This window comes from Alteromonas sp. 07-89-2, assembly GCF_013113925.1.
In the GTDB taxonomy this organism is placed as follows: Bacteria; Pseudomonadota; Gammaproteobacteria; order Enterobacterales; family Alteromonadaceae; genus Alteromonas; species Alteromonas macleodii.
Genome location: NZ_VTYM01000025.1, coordinates 74,782 through 95,203 on the forward strand (window position 1 = coordinate 74,782; position 20,422 = coordinate 95,203).

Genomic DNA, 20,422 nt, shown 5'->3' on the forward strand with positions numbered 1-20,422 from the left:
GCAAAGATAGCAACTTTAGCGGCTTATCTGAACTTTTTTGTTTTATTAAAGACCGTTGTATCAACAAGACAAACATGCTCTCGCTCTTACATGAAAACGGAATTTATTTTCATAAATGAGACCTATGAAAGAAATATTTTTTACTATAAAGCACTAATACTAAAATAATAGAATCAAATACTCGTTCTAAACTGATATTCTAATTTTGTTTTATACAGCTAGCGTCAAGCGAACTACGCTTAACGTTTCGCATTTTGGGTGAATGAGAGAAAGTTATGAAAAGCTGGGTTTCAAAAGCGATCAATATTATCAATGCAGATTATCAACGTTCGGCTGATACGCACTTAATCAAATTAGAGCAGATAGCCTTTAAAGATATTGATATCTACCTTAAAGATGAAAGCACCCATCCAACAGGCAGCCTAAAGCACCGTCTAGCCCGGTCCCTTTTTCTGTACGCCCTTTGTAATGGAAAAATTGTAGAAGGAACTACTGTGGTTGAAGCCTCGTCAGGCAGTACAGCGGTGTCTGAAGCTTATTTTGCTAAAATGATTGGCGTTCCGTTTGTTGCGGTTATGCCTAAATCTACCGCCCAAAGTAAAATCGCGCTTATTGAGCGATATGGCGGGCAGTGTCACTTTGTAGATTGCCCTACGCAAATGCACAGCGAAGCAACTAAGGTAGCTCACGAGCTCAATGGCTATTTTATGGATCAGTTCCTTTTCGCAGAGCGCGCTACAGACTGGCGTGGCAATAACAATATTGCTGAGAGTATCTTTGAGCAAATGAAAGCCGAGCCCCATCCTATTCCACACACCGTGGTTATGAGTGCAGGTACAGGTGGAACATCAGCCACCATAGGGCGCTACATTCGCTACAAAGGTCTCTCTTCTCAACTTGTCGTGGTAGATCCAGAATTCAGTGTGTTTTTTGATAGCTTCAAAAACAACGATCATACACTTACTGCTACCCGTGGAAGCCGCATAGAAGGGATAGGACGCCCTAAAGTGGAAGCCTCTTTTCAACATGACGTTATAGATGACATGATTGCCGTTCCCGATGCCGCCAGTATTGCAACCATGCATTGGTTAAACAACACCATGGGAATTAAAGCCGGCCCGTCTACCGGCACAAACCTATGGGGCGCATTAAGTATTGCTGAACAAATGAAGCAGCGAGGAGAAATGGGCTCGATCGTAACGCTTATGTGCGACAGCGGAGAGCGGTATGGTGAAACTTACTATAATGCTGGTTGGGTAGAAAAGACCATTGGCTCATTCGATGGATACACCACCAAACTAGAGGCCATCGGAGCCCCTGCTTAAATAGCCTGTTTCTGCTGTTTAAAGTGCTTGAGCGTTATATATCGCGCAGCACTTTATTCAAAGCGTTTATCTCTATACATTGGCGATATACTTCTCATTGATAAAGCGCACAAAATTATGATCAAAATAAAAAACGTTGTTAGCTGTACGGTTGCGTTCGTCACAGCGTTTGCTGTACACCCTGCCTCTGCTAGCGGTACGTCGACTGTTGAAACTGCGAACACAAGCAGCACTAGTATCAACCAAGCCGCAAACGCGACCGCCAACGCTGGCGTTCCTAACAACAATTACGAAAGCGTTTTCGCTAACCTCGCGCTTCATTGTATTCATCAAGAGTTTCCAAATGTAGTGAAACACATGATGAATAATGGCGATGACGTTAAGGCACCAAGTCAACTCTACCCAGCTTTTTATGGATGTTTAGACTGGCACTCGTCGGTTCATGGCCATTGGCTTTTAGTAAGAATGTTAAACACTGCGCAAGATGCAGTGGATAAGGATGATATCATTGAAAAGCTCAACATCAGCTTTACGCCTAAAAATATCCAAGGTGAATTGACGAGCCTTAAGCGTGAAAACAATGCCTCATTTGAACGCCCCTATGGTCTTGCTTGGTTCTTGCAGCTAACCGCTGAACTGCGTCAATCTTCCCTTCCTGAAGCAAAGAGATGGCTAAATACGTTGCTTCCTCTCGAGGACGAAATTGTCGCCAGAATAAGCGCATGGTTACCCAAATTAGCTTACCCAATCCGAACAGGTGAACACAGCCAAACCGCCTTTGCTTTTGGATTGATGTTAGATTGGGCGAAAACTGCAGGGAACAAGGAATTTGAAGCACTGTTAACATCTAGAGTGAAAGAATATTATCTGGCAGATAAACAATGTCCTCTTGCTTACGAACCCTCTGGTCAAGATTTCCTATCACCATGTTTGGCCGAAGCTGACTTAATGCGCCGAGTAATGTCTAAAAAGGACTATAGCCAATGGCTTTCAGCGTTATTTCCCGGCCTCACGGCAAAAACATCAAATTGGCTCGCTCCCGCTACAGTGACTGACAAAACAGATGGTAAACTCGCTCACTTAGACGGGCTTAACATCAGCCGAGCGTGGATGATAGAAGGCATAATGCAAGCTTTGCCTGAAGGTGACAAACGCTTACCTGTACTGAAGAAAGCATTAAGTGCACATCGTGAGGCGGGACTGAACGCTGTCTTTGGTGAAATGCACTATATGGGCAGCCACTGGCTTGGCAGCTTTGCCAGCTACTTAGAAACTCAGCGCGGATTGAAATAAAACACCTGAGTATACATGTAGCGCGGCGCTAGCAAGTCGCTATTAGTTTAGCGACTTGCCATTCGTATTCATTGCGTTTATTAGGCCTGATAGCTTGTCAGCGGCAACAGGTTTAGAGAAATAAAAACCCTGCAAATACCTACAGCCATTTTGCTGAAAGAATTCAACCTGCTCTAAGGTCTCAATCCCCTCTGCCACACATTCGATGTTGAGACTTTCCGCCATACGTAATGTCGCCAGAATAATTGCTTCATTGCCGCTATTAAGACCAATACCCTGAACAAAGCTTTTATCTATTTTAAGTACGTCAATCGGGAAATCCTTAAGATATTTCAATGACGAATAACCCGTACCAAAATCGTCCAGTGCTATGATAAACCCTTTAGATTTTAGCGCTCCTATGACATGCATGGCACTGTCATAATCTTCCATCAATGCGCTCTCTGTAATTTCAAATCGAATGTTTTCTGGTGGAACACCATTTGATTGCAACAGCGCCACTATATCCCTTAACGAATACTCATTTATGAGGTGTTTTGCGCTTAAATTAATCGATAAGTAAGCGCGGCTATTATCTGCGTACAGTTGCTTATGAACAGGTAAAGCTCGCTCAATAAGTTGCGTCGTCATTTCGGCTATCATGCCGATGTTTTCCGCAACTGGAATGAAAATATCGGGTGAGATCATTTCTTCACCGTCTTTCCATCTCATCAATACTTCAAAGCCTTCAATAGTACCTGTCGCACAACACACAATAGGCTGATAGTAGTTTGAAAAAGATTTATTGAAGCAGGCATGTTTCAATTTATTTTCTAATTGAAGTTTTGAACGCGCCTGCTCATTCATGTGCTCGGTAAAAAACTGAAAATTATTGCTGCCGGCTTCTTTAGCATGGTACATGGCAATATCGGCATTCTTTAGTAATTCTGCTGGAAGTTGCGCATCATCTGGATAAAGTGAAATACCAATACTCGCCGATACGCTCACCTCTTGGTTGGAGAGCGTAATAGGTTGACCCAATGCTTGTATAATATCATTAGCAATATGGCCAAGGTCCTGCACATTACCAACACCTTCAAGAAGAACGACAAACTCATCACCGCCAAGTCTCGCTACTGTGTCAGACTTTCTGATTAAATTTTCAAGGCGTTTGCTAACCGTTACAAGAAGTTCATCACCTGCCTCGTGTCCAAGGCTATCGTTTACTTGTTTAAAACGGTCTAGATCAATGAAGAATAACCCTATTCTGTTTTGTTGTGGTGCGGCTTGATAAAAAGCGTGCTGAAGGCGGTCAAGCAGAAGAGTGCGATTAGGTAGACCTGTTAAATTGTCGTAGTTTGCTAACTGAACAAGCGCGTTCTGTGCGTCTTTTTGCTGCGTTATATCCGACAGTATCACTAAGTAGCGATCAATCTCTTGCCCATTACGCTCACTCGAAACTGCGGTCACTCTTATACTTACCGCGTAACGCTGGTTTGTGAAACTGTTTATATAAGCCTCGCCACTCCAGTGTTCATTAGGACCGAGCTTACGCATCTCCGTATACGCTTCTTCGAGCTGCTGTTTCTGGCCACGATATAACTGGTCGAGCTCTTCTATTAGGTTTGCGTCTTTGTTAATGCCAAGCGCGTCTTTGAAAGATTGATTGACAACGATAGCCTGAAAATTGTTATCGAAAATGACAACCCAGTCTCGAGTATACTGAAATGCTTCACCGAATAGTCGCGCTTTGAATTCAGCATTCACCGACTCAGTTATATTGGAATAAGTACCGACTAACCTTTTACTGCTATCTATTTGATTGTTGAAAACTAAAGAGCCTACATCTCTGAACCACTCATAATGACCGTCTTTCGCTTTCATTCGATAGCTGATATCAATACCCTTAGACTGTCCGCTGACCGCTTTCTCCCATTGTTCTAAGAACGCAGTAATATCGTGTTTATGAACGAGAGATATATGCTCTCTGAACGACAATCTTGTTCCCGTTTCTGAGTAACCTAGGTCATCCACAATACGCTCTTGAGTAATTTTGTCTGAGTCCTCATACCATGCCCAAACTTTGGTATTGCTCGCAGTTAGCGCCATAGACAATCTGTTTTTATGCTTTAGAGCCTCTGAATGTGCAGCGCGAAGTGCTTCGCTGTTTTTCTTGCGTCGTGTGTAGATAACTAAGGTCGACACAAGGAAAACAAGAAAATAAATAGAATACGCCAAAGGCGATGCATAAATTGGATATGCCACCTTGATTTTCAAATTTGCGCGCGGCCCATAAACGTTACTTACGGGGTCAATTCGACTTACACTAAATTCGTATTCACCTGGCTCTAGCTGAGGGAATGTGACTTCGGTAGACTTTGTATGGGGGTATACAACCGAAACATCTCCCTTTAATTCATATTGATAGTAGGAAACCGATGTCTTCTTAAAACGCATATCGGAATAGTGAATAGTCAGCCCAACATCGTCATATTTTAGTAATAATGAACGGTCATTAATGCTGCCAATACCAAGCTCTAATGGCTGACTGAGCAAGCTTGCATCAGTAATAAATGTTGAGGTTGCCACATTGTCTTGGTCATTAAAGCGCTCTGGTTGCAAAATAGTGAAACCTTTTTGTGAACCGAATGCTATTTTTCCATCGCTCAAACCTACTTTTGCCCCCCAGCTGAACTCACTAGTGGACAAACCTTCTGTAGCGCTATATTGCGATAATTTAATGGCCTTAGGATCGAGCTTGAGGATGCCTTGGTGGCTCCCAATCCAGATATCTCCATTTTGATCTTTCTCTAGACTAACAACGAGGTTAGTCGGCAATAAGTTACTCGTGTCAAAAAAGTATTTCTGCTCATTGGTTTTTGCATCGATTCCATATAAACCATGACCAGGATAAGTAATCCAGAGGATTCCGTTGTCATCCAAAATAGTGTCGGTAGGATGGATAGCATATTCCGATTGAGACTTTCTTGCTTGGTGCAGTTTCTCTAGACTTCCGCTTGATGTGTCATAACGCCATAGTTCCCCAATCATAGACAGTAGTATTGAATTATCCTGCTTCACATGATCAGGAAGAAACGTATAAAACTGGTCATATTCCAAGTTTAAAGAAAGTGTCTCGGAAAAAGTTACTTGTCCTTTCCTGTCATCAAAATTCCAAAATTTGCCATCTGAAGCAACAATATAATTTTCTTTTGATGTACGAATTAGGTCGTATGCCTTGTCTGAATTTAATAGTTTGTCTTGCTCACTACCTAAAGGGTAAGGTACTGGGCGTTTATTTTCTGTATCAAACTTTACGATACCACCGTAAGTGAGCAACCAAACCCTGTCTTTTTCGGCAGGCCTTATCGTAAATATAGAGCCCGAAGAAATAACGGCTTTATCATCGTCGGTCACTAAAAACTGTTCTACTTTCCCCGTATCTGCGTGATACAGGTTTAGACCATTGTTAGTCCCTATCCATAAGTTTTCATCATCGGTCTCATATAAACTATAAACAATATTATTACTTAACTTGTCACTGCTTTTTCCATCGCCTATGACGTTTTTAAATAGAGTAGACTGAGGTGCCCATAGCAATACCCCAGATGTTCCAGTAGAAAGCCACACCTGCTCGTCAGAGGTTATTGCCACTTTGTACAAGTCATCGTCTGTTATTTGTAGACGCGAGTCTGATGGTCTAAATAAATGTGTTAGCTCATTGGACGACAAGTCAATGGTATATAACCCTTGGTCTGTGGGCATGTAATAAAGGGTGTTTTCTATTAGTTCGAGATCCCATATATTCAAAGATTTTACGACTTGTCTTGCGGTTGGCATATCGCCGTCGTGTTTTACGAAGTCTATTAAACCAGTGAAATCAAATTGATAGAGGCCTTCAACCGTGCCCAGCCAAAACCTCTGATGTTCATCAACCAAGATAATCTTGGTATTAATATTGTTTACATTGGCACTCTCTGAACTAACATGATCAATTTTCTTGATATCGCCTGTTTGTAGGTTTTTAGCATAAAGCCCTACAGAAGTGGCAACGAATAAAACGTCACGGGTTAAATAGGTGTAACGGATAACATCGTCATTTGAAAGCTCACTATTAGAGGAAAGAAGGTCAAAAACGGTTTCTTTTTTCTCTGTGACTAAATCAAGTTTGATGATTAGATGGTCAAGGGCGACATATATGATGTTTCCAGGCGCAGAGATAAAGTGGGAAGCATATTGGTACCACGAAGGTTGCTCTTTGTAAGGAACATTAATCAATCTTTTCGACTTGCCGGTTTGTCGATCGATGCGATAAATACCACTACTGTAAGTACTCACCCATAAATCACCCCTTTGGTCTTCGAACAACGAGTAAATTCCATCATCAGCAAACTCATTGTCTTGCCCGACATATTGCTTGTTTTGGTTCCCATCGAATCTGTTTAAGCCAGCTTCTGTGGCTATCCATAGTAGGCCCTCTTTATCGATAAGCATATCGTTGACAGTATTTTGACTTAAGCCATTCTCAGTAGAAAGTGCGCTAAAGGTAGGTGTAGTTACGAGTGTTTTTGCAATCGTGGAGGAAACAAACAAAGCAAAAAAAATCAACGTCACCAGCGATAAGTGAGCGGTAAAAAATGAAATTATTCGGGTCTGCGCTAACATCAGTAAATGAGAACCTAGAAAGTATGTTCGAATAGTAGTTCAAAACACGTGAATGGCAATTGTACTTTAGGTAGGCGACTAAGTGACTGTCGATTCTAGCAACGACCATTTGATATTAGGTCATAGAATTAAACAAGCTTACTCATTAGCGAACAATCAAACAAAACATAGTGAAATGACTATTATTCTAGCGTTTTATTTTCGCAGAAAAAAGTGAGCGACGTTTGTAGGTGTTTAAACCATTGGCTTGGCAGCTTTGACAGCTACTTAGAATCACAGGGCGGTTTGAATTAACTTATATCCTACTAAAGTGTGAGATGAATGAGCACTAAAGTGCTATTCGTCTCACTCGCCTACCGTGGCATGCTCATTCTATGGTGATATAAATAAAGCGCAGCTATGGAAATTTTACTTGTTGATGATCACGCAATAGTGAGAGAAGGCTTTTCTACGCTGTTATCTTCGGTACTCGAGGGCGCTGTCGTCACCAATGCAAAAAATGCGCAGCAAGCCACAAATGCACTTCGTACCAACCACTTCGACCTCATTATTTTAGACATTAATTTAGGAACCACCAGCGGGCTCACGCTAGCGGAATATATTGTTCAGCGCTGGGAGCACGCAAAAGTACTTATGTTCAGCATGTTCGATGATATTTCCATCATCGATAGAGCTATGAAACTAGGGGCAATGGGCTATGTTAGTAAACAAAGTGAACCTGATGTACTGATAAGCGCGGTGACATCTATCATTAAAGGCCGCCGTTATTTAGAACACAATACTGCCATTGAGCTCGCTACATTTAACCTGTCACATTCCGGAGGCAACTTAACAGATCTGACACAAAGAGAGTTGGATATATTCCTTGGTATAGCGAACGGGCTTTGCCGAAAACAGGTCGCTGAAAGCCTCAATATTTCTGAAAAGACGGTCTCAAACGTTATCACCCAGCTCAAGCGAAAACTTGAGCTACAGACAAATGCCGAGTTTGTTCACCTTGCCATAAAGCAGGGTTATATCAAAATTGCCAGCTAAACAAGCGCCACTAAACAAGGTCGGGAAAACTTCCCTGTACTTTCGTATCTTTTTTATACCCCTTTGGTACTGACTTTGTCTCATGATAAAGATATATCATGTAAATCAACATATTAGCGTTTTCATTACACTTCAATCTAAGGGAGTTTTTCCCGCATTTTGAAGGACGGAATCCGTTTATCAGAGCCTCTAATTAGTTACATACTGTTAACACAACATCAAGGTAACAGTGGAAATAAAACTATGGCTAAGTTCTATTCAAAGGCTTCATTGGCCTTAAGCGTAATTATTGGTTTAGGTACGAGTTCACATTTATATGCGGACGATGGCGTGACATGGGCAGACATTGAAAATGATGCCAAGACGCCTGAGAACGTGCTGATGTATGGTATGGGTCCTGAAGCTCAGCGTTACAGCGGACTTGATCAAATCAACAAAGAAAATGTACACATGCTATCTCCGGCTTGGGTGATGAGTTTTGGTGATGAAAAGCAACGGGGTCAAGAGTCCCAGGCAATCGTGTACGACGGTATTGTCTATGTAACCGGTAGCTACTCCCGTATCTACGCCTATGAAGCAAAAACAGGTAAGAAGTTGTGGGACTACGCCCACCGCCTTCCAGAAGGTATTCGACCGTGTTGTGACGTGGTAAATCGCGGCGCAGCCATTTATGGTGACTTAGTCTTTTTCGGTACGCTAGATGCTGGCGTTGTTGCCCTTGACCGACTAACGGGCAAAGTAAAATGGAAGAAGCGCTTTGAAGACTATCGTGCAGGCTACACCATGACGGGGGCACCTACGATTGTTAAAGACCAAAAGTCAGGAAAGGTTATGCTTATTCACGGTTCATCAGGTGATGAGTTTGGTGTTGTAGGAAAACTGTTTGCACGCGATCCTGAAACCGGTGAGGAGATTTGGATGCGTCCATTTGTCGAAGGACACATGGGCAGATTAAATGGAAAAGACAGCACACCTACGGGTGGTTCATACGAAGTGACAACGTGGCCAAAGGATGAAAACGGCGAAATGGTTGAGGCTTGGCACCACGGTGGTGGTGCACCATGGCAGAGTGCAAGCTTCGATGTTGAAACTAACACTATCATCATAGGTGCAGGTAACCCCGCTCCTTGGAATACATGGAAACGCACCGCCAAAGGCGGCAATCCGCGAGATTGGGATAACCTTTATACTTCCGGACAAGTGGGTGTAGATGCAACCACTGGTGAGGTTAAATGGTTCTATCAACATACACCTAACGACGCATGGGATTTCTCTGGCAACAATGAACTTGTTCTATTCGACTATTACGATAATGGAAAGCTCATAAAAGCGACGGCTCATGCAGACAGAAATGGCTTTTTCTATGTAGTTAACAGACAAAACGGTGAATTCATCAGAGGCTTTCCCTTTGTAGATAACATTACGTGGGCCACACATATAGACCCTGACACGGGTCGCCCAGTTGAAGTAGACGGACAACGCCCACCACTGCCTGAGCCGGGTGAAAAACTAGGAAAGTCAATAGAGGTATCGCCTCCATTCTTGGGCGGGAAGAACTGGAACCCGATGGCCTACAGCCAGAATACCGGCTGGTTCTATATGGGCGCAAACCACTGGAAAGAAGACTACTGGACGGAAGAAGTGACCTATAAGAAAGGTGCCGCTTACCTAGGACAGGGTTTTAGAATTAAGCGCATGTATGACGACCATGTGGGCGTACTTCGTGCCGTAGACCCCATTTCAGGTGAAATTAAATGGACGCACAAAGAGAAACTCCCTTTGTGGGCTGGAGTTCTGGCGACGAAAGGCGGACTAATCATTACCGGAACAGGCGATGGCTATGTCAAAGCTTTCGACGAAGAAACCGGTGAAGAACTTTGGAAGTTCCAAACGGGCTCGGGCATCATTTCATGCCCTATCACTTGGGAAGAGGATGGTGAGCAATACATCGGCTTAGCGTCAGGGTATGGTGGTGCAGTACCTCTATGGGGAGGAGATATGGCTGAACTCACCAAACCTGTCGCGCAAGGTGGTTCGTTCTGGGTATTTAAACTTCCTAATCACAATAAAAAGCAAAACGTAGCTAAACAATAGCTTTATCTTTGCAACAAACCAAACCGAGAGGCGGTGAAAACGCTTCTCGGCATTAAGGAGCTCTTATGCGCTTACGTTTTAAAGCAACCAAACAACTCACCATATTATTAGTTGTCCTACATTCAGCGACTGCCAGTGCCATTCCCGATTTCGAAGATGACGTGAAAATTATCAACGGATGTGAAATAAAACCAAAGGCAGTGTGTAGCGATACAGACTTAAGCGGTGCTGATTTGAGCCATGCAAATTTGTACGGGGCAGTATTCACCAACGTTAAGTTCAACAAAACAGATTTAAGGCACGCCAACTTAAGCTATGCGACGTTTAAGAAAAGTAACCTAGATCACGCTGATTTAGCTACCGCCAACTTAAAACACGCCGATTTACGCAGCTCAAAAGTTCGCAACGCTAACTTAGAAGGCGTAGATGGCTGGGCGCTTTTCGGTCAAGGGGTTGATTTCACTAACTCCAACTTTTCAGGTGCTAACTTGGACCAAGCGCGTTTATCAGGTGCGACAATGGTAAACACCAACTTACGTGCCGCACGCTTAGAGCGGGTTTGGATGAACAAAGCAAACTTTGAAGGTGCTTCACTGATTAACGCCAATATTCAGGAAGCAAAACTGAACGATGCAAGTTTGTATCGAGCGAACCTAACCGGCACGCGCATCCACTACGCAACATTTCAGGGCACTTTCATGGACGAATGTATAAACTGTCCTATTGACTGGTAAGCTAGAGCCCCCTTGGGGTTACTCTAGCAAGGTCGCTTTCGTCTAAGACACTTTACCTGCCAACTCAGCCGTTTCTTTACCCAAATTTTTAAGCTGCTTAATCGTCTTTTCATCCGTAATGGCGCCATCTTCCATAAGCGTATTTACCTTCGCAATAGCTTTTTGGTTCGGCAGCACCATAGTACCTAGATTTTCAAGTAGCATTCTCAGTACCACCAGCACGCGCATGCCGCCTAGCCCACCAGCAGACGCAGCCATAATTCCAGCCACCTTACCGCGATATGCTTGTAATGGCTTTTCGCCTTCCCCCATACGCGATGCCCAGTCGATGGCATTCTTTAGCAGTGCGGGATAGCTTGAGTTGTATTCTGGTGAAGCAATAAGAAAACCATCATGGCTCATTAGCAATTCTTTGAACGCCTGTGCTTTTTCAGGCATACCAAACTCGGCTTCCTCATCTTCATTAAACAACGGCATTTGAAAGTCAGCGAGGTCTATAACGGTAACCTCTGCGCCAGCTTCACGTGCGCCCTCTGCGGCAACTTTCATAATAGCTTGGTTGAATGAACCTTTACGGGTACTACCTGCAAATGCAAGGATCTTAGTCATTTGAGTTTCCTGTCGTTAATTTAAGTAGTGTTCTAGTTGTCTGATTTATAGGAAGCTATCGCCCTATCGGTTCTAATCGAAATGTTATACCACTGTACCTGCGGTTACACGCCGCGATTACGAACATTTTAAATCTCGCTGAGTACGCAATTATCTATGCCCACTGGTATAAGGATCACAATTAGCGCAAACGAGCGTAGTAGGGTTGACGCTTATGTTTCGCATAAAAAAAGGCTGACAATCAATGTCAGCCTCTTTGTTATCAATATGTATGTTGTACCGCGAACACTACATTTTTTCTAGTGTTTCGATGCCAAGTAGGGTTAATCCTTGCTCTAGCGTCTTGGCAACCAGAGCTGACAACGCTAGACGGCTATCGCGTACAGCTGGCTCAATACCGTCTTTTAACATCGGGCACGCTTCGTAGAATGACATAAATGCTGAAGCCACATCATAGAGGTAAGTACACAGTACATGAGGCGTGGCTTCACGAGATACTGTACCAATCACCTCTTCAAACTGCATAAGTAATACAGCTAGCGCGTGCTCTTGTTTCTCAGCAATATTGATATCTACTGGCATGGTGGCCATATCCACACCCGCTTTTCTGAACAAGCTTTTCACACGGGTATAGGCATACTGAAGGTAAGGCGCGGTGTTACCTTCAAAGCTTAGCATGGAGTCCCAGTTAAACATGTAATCAGTTGTGCGGTTCTTAGATAGGTCAGCGTATTTCACAGCGCCAATACCCACCTTGTGAGCGACTTCTTTAAGCTCGTCTTCACTTAAATCGTTGTCGCGCTCTGCGATAAGTTTACCCGCACGCTCAACGGCTTCATCAAGCAATTCGACCAGTTTAACCGTACCACCAGTACGCGTTTTAAATGGCTTACCGTCACTGCCTAGCATCATTCCAAATGGGCAATGCTCGTAGGTTTGCTCTTCTTTCATAAAGCCCGCTTTACGGCCCACAATTTCAGTTTGCTTGAAGTGCAGTGCCTGACGCGCGTCAGTAAGAATCAGCGTACGGTCAGCGTTTAACTTGCCGCTGCGATAGCGCATTGCCGCAAGGTCTGTCGTTGCGTATAAATAGCCGCCACCCGACTTTTGAACGATGTAAACCGCAGGGTTACCTTCTTTATCAGCAAGCTCAGGTATAAACACCACCTGCGCACCTTGGTCTTCTACTGCAAGGCCTTTCGCTTTAAGGTCGCTTATTACGTTGGCCAAGTCGTCATTGTAAGCCGACTCACCCATAATATCTTTACGGGTCAGGCTTACGTTTAGCTTGTCGTACACTTCTTCTGAGTGAGCAATAGACACGTCAATGAACTTTTCCCACAGCGCCAGACACTGAGCGTCGCCGCCCTGCAGCTTAACTACGTATTCACGGGCGCGGTCGGCAAAACCTTCTTCTTCGTCAAAGCGTACTTTCGCTTCGCGGTAAAAGTCTTCAAGATCAGAGAGCGCAGTTTCAGCCACTTCATCTTGTAGCTTGTCTGAAAGGTGCGCAAGCAACATGCCGAACTGTGTCCCCCAGTCGCCCATGTGATTTTGACGAATAACGTTGTGGCCCAAGAACTCAAGCACTTTAACCACAGCATCGCCGATGATAGTAGTACGCAGGTGGCCCACGTGCATTTCTTTAGCTAGGTTAGGCGATGAGTAATCAACAACAATGTTTTGTTCTTTTGACTTAGCAATGCCTAGACGTGGGTCGGTTAGCGACAACTCACACTGATTAGACAGCCATTCGTCATTTAAATGAACATTGATGAAACCAGGGCCCGCCACTTCTAGCTTGCTGGCAATATCGTCGAGCTTTACAGTCTCAACAATTTTTTCTGCAATATCGCGCGGCTTTTGCTTAAGCTGCTTGGCTAGCGCCATCGCGCCGTTAAACTGATACTCACCAAATTCAGGTCGAGCGCTGCGCGAAACTGGCACTGGCGCATTTTCTACGCCCATTTCTTGTAGAGCTTCAGTGAAACGGTTAACTAATAGTGCATGTATATTCATAATATATTGTGTCTTTGTTTAATCTTTATTAGCTTAATTTTCGCGCGTGTTCTTGAACTGAATATCAGGGTAGCGCTCTTGCGCTAGCTGTAAATTCACCATAGTAGGTGCGATGTACGTCAAGTTATCGCCGCCATCTAGTGCAAGGTTTTGCTCACCTTTACGGCGGAATTCATCAAGCTTCTTCTCATTGTCAGAGTAAACCCAGCGGGCAGTGCTCACGTTAATATGCTCATAAAGCGCGTCTACGTTGTATTCTGCTTTCAAGCGAGCGACAACTACGTCAAACTGAAGCACACCTACTGCGCCAACAATCAAATCGTTGTTGGCAAGCGGTCTAAACACCTGTACCGCCCCTTCCTCAGAAAGCTGGATAAGCCCTTTCAGCAATTGCTTTTGCTTAAGCGGATCTTTCAAGCGAATGCGTTTAAATAGCTCAGGCGCAAAGTTTGGAATACCCGTAAAGCGGTAGTTATCGCCTGACGTGAAGGTATCCCCTATGCGAATGGTACCGTGGTTGTGCAAGCCGATGATATCGCCGGCATAGGCCTCTTCTAGCAATGAACGGTCACCAGCCAAGAAGGTTAATGCATCCGAAATACGCACATCTTTACCTAAACGGCTGTTGCGCATTTTCATGCCTTTTTCGTACTTGCCCGACACAATACGACAGAATGCTATGCGGTCACGGTGTTTCGGGTCCATGTTGGCCTGAATTTTAAATACGAAGCCACTGAACTTACCATCGGTACTTTCAATAGTCCCTTCTTCGGTTTCGCGGCCAAGTGGCGCAGGTGCCCATTCAACCAAACCGTCAAGCATATGATCAACACCGAAATTACCTAATGCTGTACCGAAAAATACTGGCGTTAACTGGCCTTCCAAGAAAAGCTCTTGTTCAAATTCATTAGATGCACCGCGTACAAGCTCAAGCTCGTCACGCAAGGTTTCAGCTAGGTCACTTCCTACTGCAGTATCTAACTCAGGATTATCTAACCCTTTGATGATGCGCACGTCTTGGATAGTGTGACCCTGGCCGCTTTGATACAAAATAGTTTCGTCGCGGTGAAGGTGATATACACCTTTAAAGCTCTTACCACAGCCAATTGGCCAAGTGATTGGTGCACACAGGATATCAAGCTCGGTTTCTACTTCATCAAGCAGTTCCATAGGATCGCGAATATCACGGTCAAGCTTGTTCATGAAAGTCACAATCGGCGTATCGCGCAAACGGGTGACTTCCATAAGTTTACGGGTTCGGTCTTCTACACCTTTCGCTGCGTCGATAACCATAAGGCATGAGTCAACGGCCGTCAGTGTTCGATAGGTATCTTCAGAAAAGTCTTCGTGCCCCGGAGTATCCAGCAGGTTTACTAAGTGATCGCTATATGGAAACTGCATGACCGAGGTGGTTACCGAGATACCACGCTCTTTTTCCATTTCCATCCAGTCAGATTTAGCATGCTGACCTGACTTTTTACCTTTTACGGTACCGGCAGTTTGCAGGGCGCGTCCGAATAACAATACTTTTTCGGTAATCGTGGTTTTACCCGCATCCGGGTGCGATATGATTGCGAACGTACGTCGCTTTTTAATCTCTTCTAGAAGCTTCTTATCTGACATCAATACTTATCTTCGTTATCTATTATCCCTGTAAACCAATTACTTACAGGCGCGTTTTATAACGGATAAGCAATGCTTTTCCGCGCAAATTCAGTATTGCGGTAAAACGCTTGATACGGCTTGGTAATTAATTGCGCGGATTTTAGCATTTTACTGCACGTAACAGTAGAGCGAAATTACATACTCCCTACCGCTTAATTTGCTATGCGACCACTCACTGCTTTTTTTCATGCATACACACTTTCACATCGTTAACCTATTTCGAACATTGTTGTACACACCGTTTACAACACAAGTGACAGACCCTTTTTATAGACCCTATTTATAAGAATAAGGACAACGCCCTGTGATATTGTTTCTAATTTGCGTAACCGCGCTTATTGCTGGCTACTTTATATATGGCGCCTTTGTTGAGAAGGTATTTGGCGTCACACCTGCACGCCCCACTCCTGCACATAGCCAAAAAGACGGCGTAGACTTTGTTCCCATGTCTACACCGAAGGTGTATCTCGTTCAGCTTCTCAACATTGCTGGCGTAGGCCCTATATTTGGTCCTATTATGGGTGCACTATATGGCCCAGCTGCCATGCTTTGGATTGTATTAGGGTGCATTTTTGCCGGCGCTGTTCACGACTATTTCTCAGGCATGCTGTCAGTTCGCAACAATGGTGAATCTGTGCCTAGCTTATCTGGCCGTTATTTGGGCCGAGGCGCTAAGCACTTTATGAACTTGTTCGCTATTGTGCTGCTTCTACTGGTAGGTGTAGTTTTTGTCTCAGCGCCCGCAGGCATGATCACAAATCTCGTTAATGATCAGACATCATGGCATGTTGAAGTTGGCACCATGGTCGCCATTATTTTTGCCTACTATATTTTGGCTACCATTGTTCCCGTAGATAAAATTATTGGTCGTTTTTATCCGTTTTTCGGAGCCCTTCTTATTTTCATGTCGGTGGGATTATTAGCCGCGGCCAGCTATTCTGACCAGCACTCGATACTTAGCCAATTCTCGGCAAGTGATATGCTGACGAATTTAAATCCTAACGATATGCCTCTTTGGCCGGCGCTCTTTATCACTATCGCTTGTGGCGCTATCTCTGGATTTCATGCCACCCAGTCCCCACTTATGGCTCGCTGTATGGAGAACGAGAAGAACGGACGTTTTGTGTTTTTTGGTGCGATGATAGGTGAAGGTGTGATTGCCCTTATCTGGTGTGCCATTGCCCTTTCTTACTTCGACAATTTAGAAGGACTATCGGCAGCTATTACCAATGGTGGCCCTGGAAACGTTGTCTATGCCTCATCATTCGGTCTTTTAGGTGTTGTTGGTGGCGTACTGGCTTTTCTTGGCGTGGTTATTCTTCCTATTACGTCTGGCGACACCGCATTTCGCTCAAGTCGTCTTATCATGGCCGAGTACTTTAACGTTGAACAAAAAGGTATACGTAACCGCTTGTTCATGGCCGCCCCTTTGTTTGTGCTTGGCGGTATTCTTACCCAAGTCGATTTCGGCGTTATTTGGCGCTACTTCGGATTTGCCAACCAAGCAACAGCCGTCATGATGCTGTGGACCGCGTCTGCATACTTACTAAGACATAATAAAATGCACTGGATAACTACGTTACCAGCAATATTTATGACGGCCGTTTGCGTTACCTTTATTCTAAACAACGACACCTTGGGTTTCGGTATGGCGATGAATGTATCGACAACCATCGGGCTTATCGCATCGCTAATAACCACGGTTTACGTCATTCGAATTTCCAAGGGGAAAGGTGAAGCGCCGCTTGAGCCATCATCTGTGAATGTTGAAAAGCCCTCCCAACCGGTAGACGCGTAACTACCTACACTAAACACGTGTAATATGATGAGCCGCCCTTTATTTAGGGCGGCTATTTATTTTGTACTTTTGACATGGGTTATAATGAGGCTCATTTTTAACCGGCGGTAATATTGGCAAGCATGGAACTCATACTCTCGCTACTTCAACAAATGTGTGTGTATCTTGTGCTCGCATATATGTTGAGTAAAACACCGCTTTTTCTCCCTATTCTCGGCATTTCTTCTCATCGCAAACACCGCTACTTGGTGTATGTAGTTTTTTCTTCCTTTTGTATTCTGGGCACGTATTTTGGTCTGCAAATAGACGACGCCATTGCCAATACCAGAGCCATTGGGGCAGTTATAGGAGGATTACTAGGCGGTCCAGTAGTTGGGTTTGCCGTAGGGTTGACCGGCGGCCTCCATCGTTATTCATTGGGTGGTTTTACTGATGTTGCCTGCGCTATTTCCACCACGCTGGAAGGTCTTATCGGCGGCCTCATGCACGTTTACTATGTTCGCAAGAACAAGAGTCTAGCTCTTTTCAACCCATGGAAAGTTGGTGTCATTACCTTCATAGCAGAGTTGTTTCAGATGACTATACTGCTTACCGTCGCTGAGCCTTTTGAAAAGTCTTACGCACTGGTCAGCGCTATAGCCGCACCTATGGTTATTGCAAATTCTGTGGGGGCCGCACTTTTTATCAGTATTTTATCTGACAAAAAAACGATTTTTGAAAAGTACTCTGCCACTTTTTCACGACGTGCACTATCCATAGCAGATCGCTCAGTGGGCGTGCTCACATCTGGATTCACCCCAATTAATGCAGAAAAAGTAGCACGCATTATCTATGAAGAAACGAATGTGGGAGCGGTAGCGATTACTGATAAAGAGAAGATTTTGGCGTTTATCGGAACGGGTGCCGATCATCACCTACCAAACACCCCCATATCGTCATCAAGTACGATGGAGTCACTGAACAATAACAAAATAGTCCATTTAGACGGAGCCGAGCGCCCTTATCAGTGCACATTAAACAAAAATTGTCCGCTGGGTTCAGTATTGATTATTCCACTTCACTCTGGCTCTGAGGTGGTAGGTACTATTAAGCTTTACGAACCCAAACGGAAGTTTATGTCGACGGTTACCCTGTCAATGGCAGAAGGCATCGCTCAATTACTGTCTAGTCAGATTGTTTACGGCGCGTATCAGCAGCAAAAAGATCTGCTCTCACAGTCTGAAATCAAGCTGCTGCATGCACAAGTCAACCCTCATTTCCTATTTAACGCGCTAAATACGATTAGCGCTATTATTCGTCGCGATCCCAAAAGGGCCAGAGAGCTCGTGCTAAGCTTGTCACGCTTTTTTAGAATAAACTTAAAGCAAAACACCGCGGTGGTGACACTAAAAGAAGAGATTGACCACGTTAATGCTTATCTGGCAATCGAGAAGGCGCGTTTTGCCGAACGCCTACAGGTTACCATCAAGTGTGACGATGCTGCCATGTCAGCGCTTCTACCAAGTTTTACGTTACAGCCACTGGTTGAGAACGCGGTTAAACACGGTATCGCCCAACGAATAGAGGGTGGGCATTTAACTTTGAATGTACGATGTACAACAGATAACCACATTCACATTCTCGTTGAAGATAATGCAGGCTTGTACAAACCCAAAAAAGAACAACACGCAGGTTTAGGGATGGATATTGTAGATAAACGGCTTATTCACCAGTTTGGTCAACAAGCAGGCCTGGTGATCGAGTGTCGAACTAACCAGTTCACTCGGATGTCCTTTTCCATTCCACACACTCACTATCAGCAGGGCTAACAATGACTAAGAACTCAGCATTTCGCGCGCTTGTTATTGACGATGAACCGCTCGCCAGAGAGGAGCTTTGCCAGTTACTCAACGAAACCAATGAAGTATATGTCTTAGCCGAAGCCGCGAACGCCATAGAGGGGTTGGCATTAATTAAACAACACCGTCCGGATGTTATATTTCTTGATATAGAAATGCCCCAGCTCTCTGGACTCGATATGCTGGCTATGCTTGATTTAAACACCATGCCTTATGTTGTGCTGGTCACCGCATTTGAACAGTATGCCCTTCAGGCATTTGAAGATAACGCGTTTGATTACTTGCTCAAACCTGTGGAACCAGAGCGGCTTGATAAAACACTTGCCAGGCTTAAAAAGAGAACTCAGCCCCAAACTGACATTGACGCCATTGCCTCCCCCACATTAGTACATATTCCTTGCGTAGGTCATCAGCGCATATTACTGCTACCCGAATCTGATATTCATTTTGCTTACAGCGATGTGGCGGGCGTACATGTTAGATCGCTAGAACAACAAGCAGACACGCAGCTCACATTGAAAACCTTAGAAGAGAGAACCGCGCTTGTTCGATGTCACCGGCAATACTTGGTGAGGTTATCATGCGTTGCGGAAATTAAACTCTTGGATAATGGCCTTGCTACGCTCCTAATGAAGACGGGAGATTCAGTTCCCGTGAGCCGTCGATATCTCAAAAAGTTAAAGTCGCTGTTGCAGTTGTAGACTCTTTGAAATCTGCATCTTAAAAATAGAAACTAGCGTTGTTTTTTATTTTTACCCGTCTGAACGCACGTCAGCGGGCTTATCATTGGCTTTCTCGTTTAACTCGATTGTTTTCGGTAGTGTTCGCAACTGTTAATTACTCGTTCCACGCTCCAAGTCCAATTTTTTCAAAACTAACTGATGGATAGATTCTGCCGGAACAAAAAACGCTTAAATCTCGCTAAGTGTAAACTGGGTCCACCACGATGAGAGTGGGGTTTGCAAATTTCGCTTCGCTTTGTCTCACCCAAACTCCACACAAATAATGCCTTTTTTGCCTCTTCGGTTGTTAGCGCGATTTGCCCGAACTTCGCGCCAAACCTCGCCGTAAATGTTGCTTAGCACTGCTTTTCTAAGATTAAAGCTACTACACGAAGCACTTAAAAAAAATGCGACGAAAGTATAAAAATAAAATTTTATGACGCATTTTGCTGTACCAAATCAAACAATTTTTGCGCATGTCCATGAATTTTCCAGACCACACAGCTGTACAGAAAAAATACAAAAAAACACGAAAAATTAAACTTTTTCTAAAATAACAATAAAAATTTATTAAAAAGAGACGCTTCTCAAATTTTCCGCATATATGCTATTGATAATATACAAAAGTTGTGCAATACATAATAAG

Annotated in this window: 12 protein-coding genes; 8 read left to right on the top strand and 4 right to left on the bottom strand. The window is 44.0% G+C overall.

What is annotated here, in order from left to right; genetic code table 11:
• Positions 1-275 precede the first annotated feature (275 nt).
• Positions 276-1,325 (top strand): PLP-dependent cysteine synthase family protein, encoded by a 1,050-nt coding sequence (locus F0261_RS15995; RefSeq protein ID WP_171338427.1) that lies wholly within the window; start codon positions 276-278, stop codon positions 1,323-1,325.
• 36 nt (positions 1,326-1,361) lie between these two features.
• Positions 1,362-2,618: a DUF2891 family protein gene (locus F0261_RS16000; RefSeq protein ID WP_171338438.1), complete on the top strand. Its 1,257-nt coding sequence runs from the start codon at positions 1,362-1,364 to the stop codon at positions 2,616-2,618.
• Positions 2,619-2,660: 42 nt separating this feature from the next.
• Here the strand turns inward: F0261_RS16000 and F0261_RS16005 are convergent, their stop codons facing one another.
• On the bottom strand, positions 2,661-7,262 hold the full coding sequence (locus F0261_RS16005; protein ID WP_171338428.1) for an EAL domain-containing protein: 4,602 nt from the start codon (positions 7,260-7,262) through the stop codon (positions 2,661-2,663).
• Between the two features lie 399 nt (positions 7,263-7,661).
• On the opposite strand from F0261_RS16005, the gene F0261_RS16010 reads away from it, so the two are divergent.
• The 3 genes from F0261_RS16010 (at position 7,662) to F0261_RS16020 (ending at position 11,125) form a co-directional block, all read left to right on the top strand.
• Positions 7,662-8,297 (top strand): response regulator transcription factor, encoded by a 636-nt coding sequence (locus tag F0261_RS16010; RefSeq protein WP_014978664.1) that lies wholly within the window; start codon positions 7,662-7,664, stop codon positions 8,295-8,297.
• A 243-nt stretch (positions 8,298-8,540) separates the two neighbouring features.
• Positions 8,541-10,391: a methanol/ethanol family PQQ-dependent dehydrogenase gene (locus F0261_RS16015; RefSeq protein ID WP_171338429.1), complete on the top strand. Its 1,851-nt coding sequence runs from the start codon at positions 8,541-8,543 to the stop codon at positions 10,389-10,391.
• Between the two features lie 65 nt (positions 10,392-10,456).
• Positions 10,457-11,125, top strand: a complete 669-nt coding sequence (locus F0261_RS16020; RefSeq protein WP_171338430.1) for a pentapeptide repeat-containing protein — start codon at positions 10,457-10,459, stop codon at positions 11,123-11,125.
• Between the two features lie 42 nt (positions 11,126-11,167).
• Here the strand turns inward: F0261_RS16020 and F0261_RS16025 are convergent, their stop codons facing one another.
• The 3 genes from F0261_RS16025 to prfC all read right to left on the bottom strand — a co-directional run bounded on the left by F0261_RS16025 (position 11,168) and on the right by prfC (position 15,376).
• The gene (locus F0261_RS16025; RefSeq protein WP_014978661.1) at positions 11,168-11,734 is read right to left on the bottom strand and encodes an NADPH-dependent FMN reductase; all 567 of its coding nucleotides are present in this window, start codon (positions 11,732-11,734) and stop codon (positions 11,168-11,170) included.
• A gap of 288 nt (positions 11,735-12,022) precedes the next feature.
• The gene (gene argS, locus F0261_RS16030) at positions 12,023-13,753 is read right to left on the bottom strand and encodes an arginine--tRNA ligase (protein WP_014948727.1); all 1,731 of its coding nucleotides are present in this window, start codon (positions 13,751-13,753) and stop codon (positions 12,023-12,025) included.
• Between the two features lie 33 nt (positions 13,754-13,786).
• A complete protein-coding gene (gene prfC, locus F0261_RS16035; protein WP_014948726.1) occupies positions 13,787-15,376 on the bottom strand; it encodes a peptide chain release factor 3 in 1,590 nt (529 codons plus the stop codon).
• A 346-nt stretch (positions 15,377-15,722) separates the two neighbouring features.
• Here prfC and F0261_RS16040 point away from each other — a divergent pair, with 346 nt between their 5' ends.
• The 3 genes from F0261_RS16040 to btsR all read left to right on the top strand — a co-directional run bounded on the left by F0261_RS16040 (position 15,723) and on the right by btsR (position 19,755).
• Complete coding sequence (locus tag F0261_RS16040; RefSeq protein ID WP_171338431.1) at positions 15,723-17,216, top strand: carbon starvation protein A; 1,494 nt, start codon at positions 15,723-15,725, stop codon at positions 17,214-17,216.
• Between the two features lie 122 nt (positions 17,217-17,338).
• A complete protein-coding gene (locus tag F0261_RS16045; protein WP_171338432.1) occupies positions 17,339-19,024 on the top strand; it encodes a sensor histidine kinase in 1,686 nt (561 codons plus the stop codon).
• Positions 19,025-19,026: 2 nt separating this feature from the next.
• A complete protein-coding gene (btsR, locus tag F0261_RS16050; RefSeq protein WP_014978658.1) occupies positions 19,027-19,755 on the top strand; it encodes a two-component system response regulator BtsR in 729 nt (242 codons plus the stop codon).
• The last annotated feature ends 667 nt before the right edge of the window (positions 19,756-20,422 follow it).